This window comes from Myxococcus virescens (assembly GCF_900101905.1).
Taxonomy (GTDB): Bacteria; Myxococcota; Myxococcia; order Myxococcales; family Myxococcaceae; genus Myxococcus; species Myxococcus virescens.
The window spans coordinates 177,551-197,027 of the sequence record NZ_FNAJ01000011.1; the positions used below are offsets into that span (position 1 = coordinate 177,551).

Genomic DNA, 19,477 nt, shown 5'->3' on the forward strand with positions numbered 1-19,477 from the left:
TGCCCGCGGGGCACCACAGCCCGCGGGTGCGGTTCCATACGAGGTACGCTGCCCCGGCGCAACGGAGAAGGGCGCTGATTTTGACGCCCGTTCCCTCGGAGTTCGGGCGATAATCGCAACCCAGTATCCCCTCGCGGCTCAGGAACCGGGCATTGACGGAATCGAATCAGGCGGCGGTCGGGCTCGTCGTGAAGCTGCCCTTCGCGACGCCCGAGGAGTTCCTGGCGAAGTACGGGCCGAATGTGACCCGGGGCGGCATCTATCTGCGCGCACGCGCGGTGAAGCCACCGGGGACGGCCGTCACCCTGGATCTCAAGCTGGCGGGCGGGGAACGCATCATCCACGCGGCGGCTGTCGTTCACTACGTCACAGGTCAGGGCGGCCAGGGCGTCGTCGGCATGGGCCTGCGCTTCCTGAACGCGGATGCGCCCACCCGCCGGTTCCTGGATTCGCTGGTCGTCACCCTGCCCCACGCCCAGTCGGATGTTCCCCCGGTTCCTCCCAATGTAGGGCCGCCGGACTACACCGTCACACCCACGGAGCAGGCGCCCGTCGCCCTCGCCTCCGAGCTTTACGCGCCGGCCCCCGTGTCCGGCAGCGCTTCAGCCGAGGCCGCCGCAGCGCCGCGGATGATCTCCAACGCGGCGTTGAACCTCAGCTCGGAGGACCCGAAGCGCGCCGGTGTCGTCATTGGCATCGACCTGGGGACGACGAACTCGTGCGCGGCCTACGTCCGCAACGGCAAGCCGGGCGTGCTGCCCAGCCGCGAGGGCCACAACACGGTGCCCTCGATCATCGCCGTCAACACGCGCGGCAAGCTGGTGGTGGGCCACCCCGCCAAGGGGCAGATGCTCACCAATCCGCGCCAGACGGTGTACGGCGCCAAGCGGCTGATGGGTCGGCCCTTCGCGTCCCCGGTGGTGGAGCAGCTCAAGGACCGCTTCCACTATGAGATCGCCGCCAGTGAGAATGGCGACGCGGGCGTGAAGCTGGGCGAGCACGTCTACACGCTCCAACAGATCTCCGCGCTCATCCTCCGGGAGGTCCGGGAGGTGGCGCAGAACCAGCTGGGCCACCCGGTGTCCCGCGCGGTCGTCACCGTCCCCGCCTACTACAACGACAACCAGCGCCAGGCGGTGCGCGAGGCCGGGAAGCTGGCGGGCCTGTACATCGAGCGCATCCTCAACGAGCCCACCTCGGCGGCGCTGGCCTATGGCTACGGCCGCAAGCTGAACCAGCGCGTGCTCGTCTATGACCTGGGCGGTGGCACCTTCGACGCGTCGGTGCTGGAGCTGAACGACAACGTCTACGAGGTCATCTCCACCGGCGGCGACACGTTCCTGGGCGGCATCGACTTCGACTCCTCCCTCGTCACGTACCTCCTGGACGAGTTCCAGAAGACCACGGGCCGCGCGTTCCAAGGGGACCGGGTGGCCCTGCAGCGCATCAACGACGCAGCCGAGCGCGCCAAGTGCGCGCTGTCGGAGCGCTCGGAGGTGCGGGTGCACGTCGCGTTCGTGACGATGATCGACAACAAGCCGTGCGACCTGGACGTCATGCTCTCGCGGCAGAAGCTGGTGGAGCTGACGGAGGGGTTGGTGGATCGCACCCTCCAGGTCTGCGAGGAGGTCCTCCGCGCGAAGAAGGTGACGCCGCAGGACATCGACGAGGTCATCCTCGTCGGTGGGCAGAGCCGCTTCCCGCTGGTGCACGAGAAGATCACGAAGTTCTTCGGCAAGCCGCCCAGCAAGGGCGTGCACCCGGACGAGGCCGTGGCGCTGGGCGCGGCGCTGCTGGCGCACAGCCTGGGGCAGTTGGAAGGCGTGGTGCTCATCGACGTGCTGCCCATGGCCATTGGCGTGGGCCTGCCCGGTGGCCGCTTCAAGGCGGTGATGGAGCGCAACACGTCGCTGCCGTCCACCAAGAGCTACACCCTGGCCACGCACCGCGACGGCCAGACGGAGCTGGAGCTCACGGTGTTCCAGGGCGACTCCGACAAGGCCGCTGACAACGAGTACCTGGGTACGCTGAAGCTGGAGGGCCTGCCGAAGCTCCCGCGTGGCGCCGTGCAGGTGAACGTCACCTTCGAGGTCAGCAACGAGTCGCTGCTGAAGGTCACCGCGCGCGAGGCCTCGTCGGGCCGCGAGGTGACGAGCACCTTCAGCACGCGCGATACCCCGGAGGCCGCGAAGGCGCGGCTGGCGCAGCTCGAGTCGGAGACGCCGCCGGCGCCGGGTCCGGCAGCCGCGGCACGGAGCGCGGGCCACGCGGGGGCCACGGCCACGGGGCCATCCGCTCCGGTGAAGGTGCCCATGGCCTCGGCCGCCGCCGCGTCGGCCGCGCGGCCCGTGCTCGTTCGGCCCGCTTCGTCGGCGCCCGTGCCCTCGATTCCCGCTGTCAGTGTGACTGTTGCACCCAAGCAGAAGGGCTTCATGGGGTGGCTCAAGGGGTTGTTCGGAAGAGCCTGAAAACGCGCACTGCGCGCCCTGCTCACACTCCGCGTCATGTGTGGTTTCGGGAATTTTCCGGTGAACCTGGCCAGCCCCTAGAAGGTCGGATTTGCCTGCTATGTAGCGCCTCGCTTCCTTCCGGACAGACGAGCGCGCTCCCATGCACGAGACTCCGCGAACCCTCCTCGAAGTCCTGACCCAACGCGCCTTCAGCGAGACGGCGCACCGGAAACAGTACGCCTTTCTCGGCGATTCAGATGGTGAGGAAGCCTCGCTGAGCGCGAGGGAGCTTCACGCGCAGGCGGCGCGCATCGGCGCGCTGTTGCAGGCACAGGGCGCGCAGGGCCAGCGTGTGTTGCTGTTGTACCCGCCGGGGCTGGACTACGTGGCGGGCTTCTTCGGCTGCCTCTACGCGGGTGCGGTGGCGGTGCCCGCCTATCCGCCGGACCCGGTGCGGCTGGAGCGCACCCTGCCCCGCCTTCGCGCCATCATCCAGGACGCCGAGGCCACGGTGGTGCTCACCACCTCCGGCATCCTCGCGCTCGCGGACTTCGTCTTCGAACAGGCGCCGGACTTCCGGGCGCTGAAGTGGCTGGCGACGGATGAGCTGCCCGCGGGCGGTGAGTCGTCGTGGATTGAGCCCCAGGTGCGCCCGGATACGCTGGCGTTCCTCCAGTACACGTCTGGATCCACGGGCACGCCCAAGGGCGTGATGCTCAGCCACGCGAACCTGATTCACAACCTGGGGCTGATTGCCGGCGCCTTCCAGACGGGGCCGCAAAGCTCGGGCGTCATCTGGCTGCCGCCGTACCACGACATGGGCCTCATCGGAGGCATCCTCCAGCCGCTGTTCGCGGGCTTCCCCGTGACGCTCATGTCGCCCATGTCCTTCCTCCAGCGGCCCATGCGCTGGCTGGAGGCTGTGTCCCGGCATGGCGGCACCATCAGCGGTGGACCGAACTTCGCGTTCGAGCTGTGCGCGCGGCGGGCCACGCCCGAGGACATCCAGGCGCTCGACCTGCGGGCCTGGGAGGTGGCCTTCTGCGGCGCGGAGCCCATTCGCGCCGCCACGTTGGATCGCTTCGCGGAGGTGTTCGCACCCAGCGGGTTCCGCCGCGAGGCCTTCTACCCCTGCTACGGCCTGGCCGAAGGCACGCTCATCGTCACGGGTGAGGAGAAGGGCCGCGTGCCGCGGGTGCACGTCCTGCAGGACGCCGCGCTGGGCCGCGGGCAGGCGGTCCGCGTCGAGCCCGGCTCCGAGGGTTCGAGGCCCCATATCGGTTGTGGCTCCACGTTGGCCGAGCAGCGGCTGCTGATCGTGGACCCGGAGTCGCGCGTGCCGCGTGCGCCGGGCCAGGTGGGCGAAATCTGGGTCTCCGGTGGAAGCGTCGCGCAGGGCTACTGGCGCAAGCCCGAGGACAGCGTGGACATCTTCCAGGCGGTCCCGGTGGGCGCGGAGGCCGGTCCGAAGTACCTGCGCACCGGCGACCTGGGCCTGCTGCTGGAGGACGGGCAGCTCATCGTCACCGGCCGGCGCAAGGACCTCATCATCCTGCGGGGCCGGAACCTGTATCCGCAGGACGTGGAGAGCATCGTGGAGCGGGCCCACCGCAAGGTGCGTCCAGGCTGCATCGCGGCGTTCGCCATCGAGACTCCGGAGGGAGAGGCCCTGGCGGTGGTCGCGGAGGTGTCGCGAGACCTGGCGGAGGGCTCGGACCCGGCCGCGCTGGGTGCCGTGGCGGACACGCTGCGGAAGGCCATTGTCGCGGAGCTTCAGGTCCAGCCGCACACGCTGGCGCTGCTGCCGCCGGGCTCGGTGATGAAGACGTCGAGCGGGAAGATCCAGCGCTTCGCCTGCCGTGCCGCCCTGGTATCCGGCGAGCTGCCCATCGTGTGGCGCAGCGGGACGGGTGTCATCTCGGGGCCCGCGCCTCTGCCCGCGCCCGCTCCGGCCATCCAGCCCGCGCTCTCCCAGGAGGCACTGGAGACGGCGCTGCGTGAGGAACTGGTGGCGGTGCTCGGCGCGGAGGCCGTTGGACAGGACGCCAGCACGCCGCTGACGTTGCTGGGCCTGGACTCGCTGGGGGCCGCCGACCTCCAGGGCCGCGTGGAGAAGCGGCTGGGGGTGCGCGTCTCCATCGCCGCGCTGTTGCAGGACCTGAGTCTGCGGTCGCTGGCGGAGTCCGTGTCCGCGGAGGGCACGGGGCGCCGGTTGCCCCCGCTCCAGCGCCGCCCCGCTGGTGACGCGCCCCCCCCCGCGTCCTTCACGCAGGAGCGACTGTGGTACCTCCTCCAACTGGATCCATCCTGGACGTCGAACCAGATTCCGGTGGCGCTGACGCTGCGCGGGACGCTCGACGTGGCGGCGCTGGAACGGGCCCTGTCGGAGGTGCTGCGCCGGCACGAGGTGCTGCGCACCCGCTTCGCGTCCCGTGATGGCGCGCTGCTTCAGCGCGTGCAGGCGGCGGGCCCTGTCTCCTTGCCGTGCCTGGACTTCACGAGCGTGAGCGGTGACGCGCGGCAGGCGACGCTCGAAGCCCAGGCAGTGCTCGATGCGCAACGCCCCATGGACCTGGAGGCGGGCCCGCTGGTGCGGTGCTCCCTGCTGCGCTTCGGGCCGGAGGACCACGTCCTGCTGACCGTCCTGCACCACCTGGTGGTGGACGGCACGTCCGTCGCGCTGTTCATGCGCGAGCTGGCGGCCCTCTACGGCGCGTTCGTGGAGGGGCGGCCGTCGCCGTTGGCGGAGCCGGAGTTCCAGTACGGAGACTTCGCCGCGTGGCAGCGCGCGTACTTCACGCCGGATGCGCTCACCACGGAGCTGACGTGGTGGAAGGAGACGCTGGCCGGCGCGCCCCAGTTGCTGGCCCTGCCCACCGACCGGGCCCGGCCGCAGCGGTTGTCCGTCCACGGTGCTCGTCGTCTGCGCCTGCTGCCCGCGTCTCTCATGGCCCGGCTGCATGCGCTGGGACGGCGCCAGGGCGCCACGCCGTTCATGAGCGTGATGTCCGCGCTGGCCACGGTGCTGCACCGCTGGAGCGGCCAGTCTGACTTCGTCGTGGGCACCGTCATTTCCGGCCGTGACGTGGCGGGCACTCGCGAGCTGATGGGCGACTGCACCAACTTCATCCCGTTGCGGGTCCGCCTGCCCGAAGCCGCGACGTCCGCAGACATGCTCTCCGAGGTGAAGTCGCGGATGCTGGGGGCGCTCGCGCATGGGTACGTGCCGTTCGAGCAGATTCTCGCGGCCGTGCAACAGCCTGGGGCGGAGCGGCGCGAGCTGTACAACGTGGGGTTCATCCTCGACGACTACGAGCTGCCGCGCGCGTTGTCCGTTCGAGGCGGGCTGACGCTCGACGTGTCCCTGGTGGACAACCACACGGCCGAGCTGGACATGACCTTCGAGGCGACGCACCGCCCTGAAGGCCTGCTGATTGGCTGCAAGTACTCCGCGGACCTGTTCGATGCGGAGACGGCGGACCGGCTCCTGAGCCATCTGGAGCACGTGATTCGCGGAATGGTGGAGGCGCCGGATGCGCCGCTGACCACCCTGCCGTTGATGAGCGAGGCCGAGCGGCAGCAAGCGATCCACGGCTGGAATCCCCGCGTCGAAGCGCCTCCGTCCGGCACGCTGACGGAGCTCATCGAAGCGCAAGTCGAGCGGACGCCGGACGCGGTTGCGGTGGCGTTCGAGTCGGAGCGGCTGACGTACCGGGAGCTGGACGCGAGGGCCAACCAGTTGGCGCACCACCTGCGTAGCCTGGGAGTGGCTCCGGAGTCGCTGGTGGGCGTGTGCCTGGAGCGCTCGGTGGACATGGTGGTGGCGCTGCTGGGCGTGCTGAAGGCAGGCGCAGCCTACGTGCCGGTGGACCCGGCGTACCCGAAGGAGCGACTGGGGTGGATGCTGGAGGACACCGGTGCGTCGGTGCTGCTGACGCACGAGAAGTGGAAGTCGGTGCTACCGCCCAGCGCCGCGCGAGTGGTGTGCTTGGACAGCGCAGCGGGAGAAGTGGCGAAGCAGCCGGTGACGAAGCCGGCGGTGCAAGTGGGCCCGGAGTCGCTGGCGTACGTCATCTTCACCTCAGGAAGCACGGGGCGTCCGAAGGGGGCGATGAATGCGCACGGTGGCGTCGTCAACCGGCTGAAGTGGATGCAGGAGGAGTACGGGCTTGGCGGCACGGACGTGGTGCTGCAGAAGACGCCCTTCAGCTTCGACGTGTCGGTGTGGGAATTCTTCTGGCCGCTGCTGGCAGGGGCGAAGCTGGTGGTAGCGCGGCCTGGAGGGCACCAGGAGCCGGCGTACCTGGTGAAGCTGATGAAGGCGGAGGGCGTGACGACGGTGCACTTCGTGCCGTCGATGCTGCGCGCCTTCGTGGAGGAGCCCGGGCTGGAGGGACTGGGGAGCCTGCGGCGGGTGGTGTGCAGCGGCGAGGCGTTGAGCGCGGAGCTGGTGAAGAAGGCGTACGCGCGACTGCCCGCATCGGTGGGGGTGCACAACCTCTACGGCCCGACAGAAGCAGCGGTAGACGTCACGTACTGGCCCTGCCCGCGTGGCGAGGACTTCCACCGAGTGCCCATTGGCCGCCCCGTAGCCAATACGGTGCTGTACGTGTTGGACACGCACGGGCAGCCGGCTCCGGTGGGCATTCCGGGCGAGCTGCACATTGGCGGCGTGCAGGTGGGACGCGGGTACTGGCAGCGACCGCAGTTGACGGCGGAGCGCTTCATTCCCGACGCCTTCAGCGGTATTCCGGGTGCGCGCCTGTACCGCACCGGAGACGTGGCGCGGTGGCTGGCGGACGGCACGCTGGAGTACCTGGGCCGGGCCGACTTCCAGGTGAAGCTGCGCGGCTTCCGCATCGAGCTGGGTGAAATCGAGACCGCGCTGCGCACGCATCCCGGCGTGCGTGACGCCGTCGCCGTGGTCCGCGAAGACGCCCCGGGCGATCAGCGCCTCGTGGCCTACGTCACGGGAGAACCGGCGCCGGACGTGTCGGCGCTGCGGGCACGGCTGGCTGAGCACCTGCCGGCCCACATGGTGCCCACGGCCATCGTGACGCTGCCGTCCCTACCTCTGTCTCCCAACGGAAAGGTGGACCGCAAGGCTCTACCTCTGCCCGTTGCCACCCCTGTCCCCGGGGCTTCCGCCCCGCCCGTGCAAGAGCGCATGACTCCGTTCCAACAGCGCGTCGCCGCCCTCTTCCGTGAACTCCTTCGCGTGGAGCAAGTGGGCCTGCACGACGACTTCTTCGCACTGGGAGGCCACTCGCTCCTGGCCACCCAGCTCGTCTCCCGGCTGCGGACGACGTTCGGCGTGGAGCTCTCCCTCAACGCGCTCTTTGACGCGCCCTCCGTGGCCCGAGTCACCGAGCTCGTCGAGGAAGGCATGCTCCTGCGCGTCAGCGCGCCCCAGATTCCGGCGCTCCGGCCCGTGCCACGCGATGGGAACCTGCCGCCGTCCTTCGCGCAGCAGCGACTGTGGCTCATCGACCAGCTCCAGCCCGGTGGCAGTCAGTACAACCTGCCGGGAGCGCTCAGGCTGGAAGGCGCGCTGGACACCGAGGCCCTGCGCCGTGCGCTGGAGTACCTCGTCAAACGCCATGAGCCGCTGCGCACCAGCTTCGTGATGCGTGACGGTGACCCCATCCAGGTCATCCACCCCGCGGCGGACTGGGCGCTCCCCCTGACGGACCTCACGAGCCTGCCGGAAGGCGACCGGGAGGCCGAGGCGCGCCGGTTGGCCGCCACGGATGCGGGCCAGCCGTTCGATTTGAGCGCGGGCCCCCTTCTGCGCACCCTGCTGTTGAAGCTGGACGCGGAGCTGCACGTGCTGGTGCTGACCATGCACCACATCGTGTCGGACGGCTGGTCACTCGGCGTCATCGTGCGCGAGGTCGCCGCCGCCTACGATGCGTTCGCTCAGGGCCGAAGCCCGGCGCTTCCGCCGCTGCCCATCCAGTACGCGGACTTCGCGTCCTGGCAGCGGCAGTGGCTCCAGGGCGAGGTGCTCACCGCGCAGGTCGATTGGTGGAAGGAGCAGCTCGCCGGTGCGCCCCAGGTGCTGGACCTGCCCACCGACAAGCCGAGGCCCACCCATCGCTCGCAGTTCGGCGAGCTCTTCCCCATTCACCTGTCCCAGGACGTGGTGGCGCCGTTCCTCGCGCTGGCGCGCCAGGCGGGGGCCACTCCGTACATGGCGCTGCTGGCCGTGTGGCAGGTGCTGCTCTCGCGCTACAGCCGGCAGGAGGACCTGCTGGTGGGCTCGCCCATCGCGGGCCGCCGCCACGGCGAGGTCGAAGGCCTGGTCGGGTTCTTCGTCAACACGTTGGTGCTGCGGGCTCGGGTGCGTCCGCGCGACTCGTTCCGCGCCCTGCTCGCGCAGGTCCGCGACACCACCCTGGCCGCGTACGAGCACCAGGACCTGCCCTTCGAGAAGCTGGTCGAGGAGCTCCAGCCACGCAGGGACCTGGGCCGCAATCCGCTGGTGCAGACCTACTTCTCGCTGCTGAACACCCCCACGGGCCCGGTGCGGGCCACGGGCCTCACGCTGAGGCCGGCGGACGTGGACATCGGGACCTCGCGCTTCGACCTGGGGCTCGCCCTCACGGATGACGCCGACGGCCTGCGCGGCGCCATCGAGCACAGCACCGACCTCTTCGAGACCGCCACCGTGGCCCGCCTCGCCGGGCACCTGCGCGTCCTCGTGGAGTCCGTGACCGCCGCGCCAGACCAGCCGCTGGGCACGCTGGACATGCTCACCCCGGGCGAGCGTCAGCAGCTCCTCCGGGAGTGGAACGACAACGCGGCCCGGTACGACGGCGCTGGCGGCACCATCGCGGAGGTCATCGCGCGGCACGCCTCCCTGCGCCCCTTCGCCGTCGCGCTGGAGTGTGGTGACGAGACGCTGACCTTCGAGCAGTTGGACACGCGGGCCAACCAGCTCGCGAACCTGCTCCGTTCGCGCGGGGTGAGCACGGAAGTGCTCGTGGCCGTGAGCCTGGAGCGGGGCACGGCGTGGGTCATCGCGATGCTGGCGGTGCTCAAGGCCGGAGGCGCCTTCGTGCCGCTGGACGCGTCGTACCCCGCGCAGCGGCTGGCCATCATGCTGGAGGACGCGCCACCGCACCTGCTGCTCACGTCGCGGGCCAACCACGCCAGGCTGCCGCTCCCCGACAGCGGGCTTCCCACCCTGCTCCTGGAAGAGCTGGACCTGTCGGAGTGGCCCACCACGTCCCCGGTGTCCGACGTGGGACCGAATCACCTGGCCTACGTGATGTTCACGTCCGGGAGCACGGGGCGCCCGAAGGGCGTGGCCATCCCGCACCGGGGCGTGCTCCGCCTCATGCACAGTGAGCCCTTCATCCGCTTCGGCGTCCGGGAGACGGGGCTCGTCATGGCGCCCGCCTCGTTCGATGGCTCGGTGATGGAGCTGTGGCTTCCGCTGCTCAACGGAAGCGGCGTCGTCCTGTACCCGCCAGAGGCGCAAGCCAGCGACCTGGACACGCTGTCCCGCGTGGTGGAGCGCCACGGCGTCACGCTCATCCACTTCCCCGCGGGCCTGTTCTCGCAGGTCGTGGAGCACCGGGCCGACCTGCTGAAGAAGCTGCGGGCCATCCACGTGGTGGGTGACATCCTGTCCGCCCCCCACACGCGCCGCACGCTGACCACCACCGGAGTCCCCGTCACCAACGGCTACGGCCCGACGGAGAACTCCATCATCTCGGCCAGTTACACGGCCTACGAGGCCTCGCAGGTCGGGGCGTCCGTGCCCATTGGCCGGCCGGTCTCGAACACGCAGGCCTACGTGCTGGATTCGCAGCTCCAACTGGTACCCGTGGGGGTGCCGGGCGAGCTGTACGTGGGCGGTGAAGGGCTCGGGCGCGGATACGTGTCGCGACCGGACCTCACGGCGGAGCGCTTCATCCCCGCCCCCTTCGCCACCCAGCCCGGTGCGCGCCTCTACCGGACGGGAGACCTGGTCCGGTGGCGCCCGGACGGCACGCTGGAGTTCATTGGCCGCATCGACAACCAGGTGAAGGTGCGCGGGTTCCGCATCGAGCTGGCGGACGTCGAGGCCGCGCTGCGCACCCAGCCCGGCGTGCTGGAAGTCGCCGCCGTGGTCCGCGAGGACATCCCCGGTGACAAGCGACTGGTGGCCTACGCCATGGGACGCGATGACGCGCCGCTGGATGTCGCGGCGCTCCGCGCGGGCATGCGTCAACGGCTCCCCGAGTACATGGTGCCGTCCGTCTTCGTGGTCCTCCCCACGTTGCCGCTGAGCACCAGTGGCAAGGTGGACCGGAAGGCACTCCCCGCGCCGGACAGCGCGTCCACGGGCCGTGATGGCCATTTCGTGGAGCCATCGAGCCCGCTGGCGCAGCAGCTCGCCGCGCTGTGGGCGAAGGAGCTGGGCACGGAGCGCATCGGCCTCCATGACCACCTCTTCGATGATCTGGGCGGAACGTCCCTGTCGGTCGTGCGCATCGCCAAGCGCATGCGGGAGACGTTGAACCGGGAGGTGCCGGTGGTGTGGCTGTTCGAGCACCCCACCGTGGACGCGCTGGCCGCCGTCCTGGAGCGCGACGCGAAGGTGGACGAGGTCCCCGCCGCCCCCGCGCGGTCCGAGCCTGTCTCCGAGCCGAGCGCCGAGGCGAAACCCGCCACGGGCTCCGGCCTGGTCGCCATCGTGGGCATGTCGGGGCGCTTCCCGGGTGCCAGCTCCGTCCAGGACTTCTGGCGAAACCTGCGCGACGGTGTGGAGTCCATCTCCCGCTTCACGCCCGAGCAGTTGGAGCGGATGCCCGGCCTGCCCGAAGGCTTGGAGCTGTCACAACACCCGGCCTTCGTCCCGGCCGGCGGTGTCCTGGACGGCATCGACGGATTCGACCCGGGCTTCTTCGACCTGTCGCTGCGCGAAGCGCAGTGGATGGACCCACAGCAGCGGCTCTTCCTCCAGACGGCATGGTCCGCGCTGGAGGACGCGGGCATCGACCCGGAGCGCACGCCCGAGGCCATCTCGCTGTACGCGGGCGCTGTCGACTCCGGCTACAAGGACGCGGTCCGGGCCACGCTGCCGCTGGATGGCGCGGCCCTGTTCGAGCTCTACGGCACCGCCACCCATGAGAGCCTCGCCACCAAGGCGTCTTTCAAGCTGGGGCTCACCGGTGAGAGCGTCCTCGTCTACACGGCGTGCTCCACGGGGCTCGTCGCCGTCCACCTCGCCTGCCAGAACCTGCTGGCGGGTCGTTCGGGTGTGGCGCTGGCGGGGGCCACGCGCATCGCTGTCCCGCAGCGCACCGGCTACGTCTACCAGGAGGGCATGATTCTCTCTCCGGACGGACACTGCCGGAGCTTCGACGCGAACGCGCAGGGCACGGTGTCCGGGAACGGCGTCGCGTGCGTGGTCCTCAAGCGGCTGGAGGACGCGCAGCGGGATGGCGACTCCATCTACGCCGTCATCCGGGCCACCGCGACCAACAACGACGGGCGCTACAAGTCCGGCTACACCGCCCCCAGCGTCCAGGGGCAGGCCGCGGTCATCTCCCAGGCGCTCGCGCGCTCCGGCGTGCGGGCCCAGGACATCGGCTACGTGGAGGCCCACGGCACGGCGACGCCGCTGGGCGACCCCATTGAAGTGGCCGCGCTCCAGCGCGCCTACGGCCTGGGCGCCGAGCACCGGGGCACCATCGCCCTGGCCTCGCTCAAGAGCAACATGGGGCACATGGACACGGTGGCCGGGCTGGCGGGCCTCATGAAGGTCGCGCTGTCCCTGCACCATGGCGAGGTGCCGCCCAGCCTGCACTTCGAGCGGCCCAATCCGCAGATTGACTTCGACGCCAGCCCCTTCTTCGTCAACACCACCCTGCGGCCGTGGCCGAGGACCGAGACGCCGCGACGCGCGGCCGTCAGCTCCTTCGGCATTGGCGGCACCAACGCCCACGCAGTGCTCGAGGAGTCCCCCATGGCGCACAGCGGCTCCACCACGCGCTCACATCAGGTCGTCACGCTGTCCGCGCGCTCCGCCGAAGCGCTGGAAGCGGCGGCGCGGCAGCTCGCCGGGCATGCCGAGGCCCACGCCGCGGACCTGTCCCTGGCGGACGTGGCCTTCACGCATGCCGTGGGACGCAAGGCCTTCGAGTTCCGGCGCACCGTGGTGGCCCGGGACGCCGCGGACCTGACGGCGCGGCTGCGCAAGCCGTACACGCCGGTGAAGGTGGCCGATGCCGACGTGAACCGCCGCCGGGTGGCCTTCATCTTCCCGGGCCAGGGCGCGCAGCAGGCGGGCATGGGCCGCGAGCTGTACGAAGCGGAGCCGGCCTTCCGCGCCCACGCGGATGCGTGCCTGGCGCTGCTGGAGCCCGCGCTCCGTGAGCGGGTCCGCGAGGTGCTGTTCGCCGGGCCGGGAATGGACGCGGCTGCGGTGGCTGATACCCGTGCCGCCCTGCCCGCGCTGTTCACGGTGGAGTACTCGCTGGCCCGGATGTGGATGGACTGGGGCCTGCGGCCGTATGCCGTGCTGGGGCACAGCTTCGGTGAGTATGCCGCCGCGTGCTTGTCGGGCGTGCTGTCGCTGGAGGACGCGATGCGGCTCGCCGTGGCACGTGGCGAGCTGATGCACCGCATGCCCCCGGGCGCGATGCTCGCGGTGGCGATGCCAGAGTCGCAGGTGCTGCCGCTGCTGACGGGCCGGCTGTCGCTGGCGGCCATCAACGCACCGGACCGCTGCGTCGTCGCCGGACCCATCGCGGAGGTGGAGCGCCTTCAGGAGGAGCTGCGCCGCCGTGACGTGGGCACCGTGCGGATGCCCGCGCCGCACGCGTTCCATTCGGCGGACGTGGAGCCGCTGATGCCGGCGCTGGCGGACGTGGTGAACTCGCTCCAGCGGCATGCGCCGACGCTCCGCTACGCCTCCAGCGTCACGGGACGGTGGGCTCAGGCGAACGAGCTGGCCCAGCCGGACTACTGGGCGGCGCAGATGCGCCAGCCGGTGCGCTTCACGAATGCCGTGGGGGCCCTGCTCGAAGAGGGATGCAGCCTGTTGCTGGAGGTCGGCCCAGGTCAGGACCTGACGCCGCTGGTGCGCGCCTGCCTGGGACGCGACAAGGAGCGGGTCAAGGCGGTGGCGACGCTCCGCCGTGGCGGCACGACCCCGGAGCACGCGAGCTTGATGACCGCGGTGGGCGAGCTGTGGACCCTGGGCGTCTCGGTGGACTGGAACGTCTTCTACGGCCACGAACAGCGGCTGCGCCTGCACCTGCCCACGTATCCGTTCCAGGAGAAGCGGTGCTGGGTGGAGGCTCCGGCGCGTCCGGCGCATGCGGCCATTCCCGCGCTGGCGAACGGCGTGGGGCACGCGGCTGCGGTCGTCTCGGTCGCGGCGCCGTCATCTCCTGCGAATGGAGGGCTCCTCGCGGCCCCGGCGCCAGCGTCCGGGGGGCTGGCCGGTTCCGAGGCCGCGTTCCTGGCACCTGGGAGCTTCGCGACGCCCGGCACCCCGCAGCTCTCTGCGCCGCATCAGGTCCAGGGGACGCCCGCGCCTGCTCCCACCCCAGAGCGCGAAGACGCGCCGCGAGGCGACATCGAGGAACGGCTGGCGGCGCTCTGGCGTGAGCGGCTCGGCCTGACGTTCGTGGGCCGCGACGACAACTTCCTGGAGATCGGCGGCAACTCGCTGATGGCCGCCCAGCTCCTCAACCAGGTGCGGTCCACGTTCGGCGTCCAGCTCCCCCTGGCCGCGCTGTTCGAGGCCCCCACCGTGGCGGGCATCGCCCAGCGCATCGAGCCCCTGCTGCGTCAGGCCCCGGTCGTGGAGGCCACCCGCGAGCTGCCCATCGTCCCGCTGCCTCGCGACCGGCCCCTGCCGCTGTCCTTCGTCCAGGAGCGCGTCTGGCGCCTGGAGCAGCACCTGCCGGGCCTGTCCGCGTACAACATTCCGTTCGTCTTCCGACTGGAAGGCGTCGTGGACGCGGTCATCCTGGAGCGCGCCGTCCAGGAGATCATCCAGCGCCACGAATCCCTGCGGACGACCTACGACGTGGTGGATGGCCGCCCGGTCCAGCGCTTCCACGCGCGGATGCACGTCCCGCTGGTGCGCCTGACGCTCACCGGCACCCCCGAACAGCGCGAGGCCGAGGCGATGCAGCTGGCCCGCGAGGACGCCGCGAAGCCGTTCGATCTGGTGAAGGGCCCCGTCGTCCGGACCACGCTGCTCCAGCTCGACGAGCACGTGCACATCCTGCTGGGCAACATCCACCACATCGTCAGCGACACGCTGTCCGTCAACATCTTCATCCACGAGCTGTTCCAGTGCTACGCGGCCTTCCAGCAGGGCCGTCCAGCGCCCCTGCCGCCGCTTCCCGTGCAGTACGCGGACTTCGGCGCATGGCAGCGGCAGGTCATCGCCGAAGGGCGTCTGCCCGAACAGGATCAGTGGTGGCGCAATCAGCTGGCCGCCATGCCTCGGCAGCTGAACATCGCCACGGACCGGCCGCGCCCCAAGACGAGTCCGCTGACGTCGGTGCGCATGCCGGTGTCCTTCTCGGCCGCGCTGTCCCGGGAGGTGGCGGAGTTCGGAAAGCGTGAGAGCTACACCCCGTACATGATGGTGCTCGCCGCCTGGCAGGCGCTGCTGCACCGCTACAGTGGGCAGACCGACATCATCGTTGGCACGCCCATTGGCAACCGCACCCGGCCGGAGCTGCTGCCGCTCATTGGCTACGTGGCGCACTCGGCCGCGTTCCGCACCAGCTTCGCGGATGACCCGACGTTCCTCGAGCTCCTGGCCCGCGTGCGGCAGGAGGTCAACGACGTCCAGTTGCGTCCGGACGTGCCCTTCGAGCACCTCGTGGAAGCCCTGGTCCCCGGCAAGGACATTGGCCGGGGACGGCTGACGGACACCATCTTCGTCTTCCACACCACCGTGGGGGGCACGGCCGCCGCGCTGGAGCTGACCGGTGTCCGCGGAACCATGGTGGAAGTGCCGGACGCCCCGGTGCAGTGGGGCGCGACGCTGTCCGACCTGTCCCTCGTGCTCGGCGATGACGCCGGCCGCATCAGCGGCGCGCTGGAGTACGCCACCGAGCTGTTCGACGAAGCCACGGCCCAGCGCATCGTGGAGCACCTCCAGGTGCTGTTGGGCTCGGCGCTGGCCCGGCCCTCGGAGCGCATCTCCCGGTTGCCCCTGGCCACGGAGGAGGACCGGCGCGCCTGGCCCGCCCCCCTTCCCCGGCCCGTCTCCACGCCGATTCCCTCGCGGCTGTCCCAGCGCGCGGCCCGTCAGCCGGGAGCCACCGCCATCATTCAGGGCTCGACGTCGTGGACCTGGAGCGACCTCGCTCAGCGTGCGCGCAACGTCGCCGCTCGGCTGCGATCGCTCGGCGTGCAACCCGGTGAGCCGGTCGCGGTCTGCCTGAAGCCGTCCCCCGCGAAGCTCGCCGTCCTCTGGGGTGTCCTGGAGGCCGGTGGCGCCGTCGTGGCCGTGGGCCCCACGGACCTGGGGCGCCTGTCGGACTTCGCGGCACCCGGAGCCCGGGTGCCGGTGCTCGTCACGTGGCAAGGCATCATGACCGCCGCGCGGCTGGATGCGGCGCGGGTGCTCCATGTGGAGGACGCGCTGGAGGCTTCCGGTGCGCTGGCGGAGCGCCCGGCTCCGGCCCCGGAGGCGCTGGCGTGGCTGCTGCCCGTGGGCGCCAACCAGTCACCGTGGGCCCTGGTGCATCAGGGGCTCACCGAGCTCTTCGATGCGCTCGACAAGCGGCTGCGGCCCGCGGAAGGCGCTACGTGGGTGGCCGCCGCGGAGTCCTCGGCGGAGCGCCCGGAGCTGGAGGCCCTGTGGGCCCTGTCACGCGGGCTGACCGTGACGTTCCCCTCCGAGCAGGTGACGGCCCAGTGGGAAGTCCTCCAGGGCGGCGGTCCTCGCCAGGGCGCGATGGACCTGAGCCTCATCTACTTCGCCAACGATGAAGACTCGCTCGTGGGTCCGAAGTACGAGCTGTTGGTCGAGGGCGCGAAGTACGCGGACGCCAACGGTTTCTCCGCGGTGTGGACGCCGGAGCGGCACTTCCACTCGTTCGGCGGCCTCTATCCCCAGCCCGCGGTGGTGGCAGGCGCGCTGGCCACCATCACCCGCAACTTGAGCCTGCGCTCGGGCAGCGTCGTCCTCCCGCTGCATGACCCGCTGCTGGTCGCCGAGCAGTGGTCCGTGGTGGACAACCTCTCCGGAGGCCGCGCGGGTCTGTCGATTGCGACGGGCTGGCACTTGGCGGACTTCACCTTCGCCCCGCAGAACTTCGAGGATCGCCGCAACGTCCTGCTGCGGAACCTGGAGACGGTGCGCGCCCTCTGGCGAGGCGAGAAGCTCCGCCGTCCGGGTGGCGGCGGCGTCACGGTGGAAGTCGGCCTGCGGCCCAAGCCCGTCCAGAAGGACCTGCCCGTGTGGCTCACGGCCGCTGGCAGTCCGGAGACGTTCCGCCTGGCCGGCGAAGTGGGCGCTGGCGTGCTCACCGGTCTGCTCACGCAGTCACTGGAGGAGCTGAAGCAGAAGGTGGGGCTCTACCGTGAAGCCTGGCGCCGCAACGGGCATCCGGGCCGTGGCCACGTCGCGTTGATGCTGCACGCGTTCATCGGCGATGACGAACAGGAGGTGCTGCGCACGGTCCGCAAGCCGCTGCTGAGCTACTTCCGGAGCTCGGCGGAGATCACCGCCACGCTGCTGGCCGCGCAGGGTTACCAGGGCGAAATCGACAAGGTGTCCGAAGAGGACGTGAATGCCCTGCTCGAACACACCTTCGAGCACCACGCGAAGGGCACCGGCCTCATCGGCACGGTGGAGAGCGGCGTGCAGCGCCTGCTCCACGTCCGGGAAGCCGACGTGGACGAGGTGGCCTGCCTCATCGACTTCGGCCTGGACACGCCGGTGGTGCTGGAGGGCCTGCGCCGGTTGACCGTGATTCGCGAGCGCCTGGAGCAGGACGCCTCGCAGCGGAAGGTCCAGCGGCAGGCGGAGGGCACGTTGGCGGTGGATGAGCTGCTGGCGCTGGCCCGGCAGTCGGGCGCCGTCCTCCTGCATGCCTCGGCGCGGCTGGCGCGCACGCTGGCGGAATTGCCGCAGGCCCGCGAAGCACTGGAGCCCGTGGGTGCGCTCGTCCTGGACGGTGCCTCCACGGAGCTGGCCCTGTCGCTGCACCGGAACCTGGGAACGGAGGTCCTGCTCGCGGGTGCCGCTGGCGAGGGAGGCCTGCTGCCACGGCCTCCGACGGAACGTGTCCCCGAAGGGCTCCAGTCCTGGGTGCTGGACCCGGCCGGATTGCCGGTGCCCCCCGGTGTCGTCGGTGAGCTGGCGCTGGAGGGCGCGGGTCTTCCCTGGGACCTGTGGCGCGCCAATGAGCAGGAGCGCCGCCGTTTCGTGCAGCACCCGTCGAGCAGTGAGGCCCGTCTCTTCCGGACCGGGCGGCACGCGCGGCTCCGCGTGGACGGCCACGTGGAGCACGTCACCCTCCCCGCCGCGCCCAAGGCGCAGGCCCCCGCGCCGAAGCCCCAGCCGAAGGCGCCCGCGCCCGCTCTGATGCAGCAGCCCGAGCCCTCAACGATTCCCCGCGTGCCCCGGACGCGGCCACTGCCCCTGTCCTTCGCGCAGCAGCGGCTCTGGTACCTCCAGCAGCTCGACCCGGGCAGCACGGCGTACAACAACGGCTCCAACTTCCGTCTCACCGGCCCGCTGAACGTCGAGGCGCTCCAGGCCGCGCTCAATGAAGTGGTGAAGCGGCACGAGGTCCTCCGCACCACGTACCAACTGACCGAAGACGGCGCGGTGCAGATCATCCACGCGGAGGGCTCGCTGCCGGCGCTGGTGGAGGACGTCCCCGGCGACTCGGCGGAAGCGCGCGAAGCGGAGATGCTGCGGCGGTGCGCGGCGCTCGCGGCGCTTCCCTTCGATCTCGAAAAGGGCCCGGTGGCGCGCGCGTTGCTGCTCCGGATGGGGCCGGAAGACCACGTCCTGAGCCTGATGCAGCACCACGTCATCTCCGACGCCTGGTGCACCCTGGTGCTGGGGCGCGAGCTGTCGGTGCTCTACTCCTGCTTCAGCGCGGGAATCCCCTCTCCGCTTCCGCCGCTGGAGGTGCAGTACGCGGACTACGCGGTGTGGCAGCGCAAGTGGCTGGAAGGCGCGGTGATGGAGGGGCAGGTCCGGTGGTGGAAGGAGCAGCTGACGGGGGTCCCGGCGCTCGATCTGCCCACGGACCGGCCTCGGCCCGCGGTGCAGTCCTACGCGGGTGGCAGCTACCGTTTCGAGCTGCCTCCCGAGGTCACCCAACCGCTGCTCGCCTTGGGGCGGCGCGAGGGCGCTACTTCGTTCATGGCGCTCATGGCGCTGTTCCAGGCACTGCTGGGACGCACTTCGGGGCAGGAGGACTTCGCGGTGGGCATTCCCACGGCCGGCCGCTCCCGCCCGGAGGTGGAGGGGCTGCTGGGCTGCTTCGTGAACACACTCGCGCTGCGCGCGCGGCTGGAGGGCGCCCCGTCGTTCCGAGAACTGCTTGGCCGCGTGAAGCGGCATTCGCTGGACGCGTTCGCGAACCAGGACGCGCCGTTCGAGCGCGTCATCGAAGCGCTCCAGTTGCCGCGTGACCAGAGCCGCACGCCCGTGTTCCAGGCCGTCCTCAACGTGATCAACACGCCCACCGTGGACGTGTCGTATCAGGCGCTGAAGCTGAGCGAACTCGGCCTCTATCCAGACACCTCCAAGTTCGACCTGAGCCTGGAAGTCGTCGAGCGGCAGAACACCCTGTACTGCCGCTTCGAGTACGCAACGGGCCTCTTTGATGGTGTCACCCTGGAGCGGCTCGCGGGCCATCTGACCGAGCTCGCCCGGGTGGTCGTCGCCACGCCGGACCTGCCGCTGCAACGTGTCGCCATCCTCTCGGAGGACGAGCGCCGCCAGGTACTGAAGGGCTTCCAGGGACGTGAGATGGCCCCCGTTTCGGAGGTGACCATCCACGCACTGGTGGAGGCGCAGGTGGCGCGCACGC

2 protein-coding genes are annotated in these 19,477 nt (G+C 70.7%); both read left to right on the forward strand.

Going from position 1 to position 19,477, the window contains the following annotated elements:
• Positions 1–152: 152 nt before the first annotated feature.
• Positions 153–2,468, forward strand: coding sequence for a TIGR02266 family protein (locus BLU09_RS27395; RefSeq protein ID WP_090492630.1), 2,316 nt, complete (start codon positions 153–155; stop codon positions 2,466–2,468).
• A 142-nt stretch (positions 2,469–2,610) separates the two neighbouring features.
• Positions 2,611–19,477: non-ribosomal peptide synthetase/type I polyketide synthase (locus BLU09_RS27400; protein ID WP_143043208.1), on the forward strand; the 16,867-nt coding region annotated here is incomplete at its 3' end.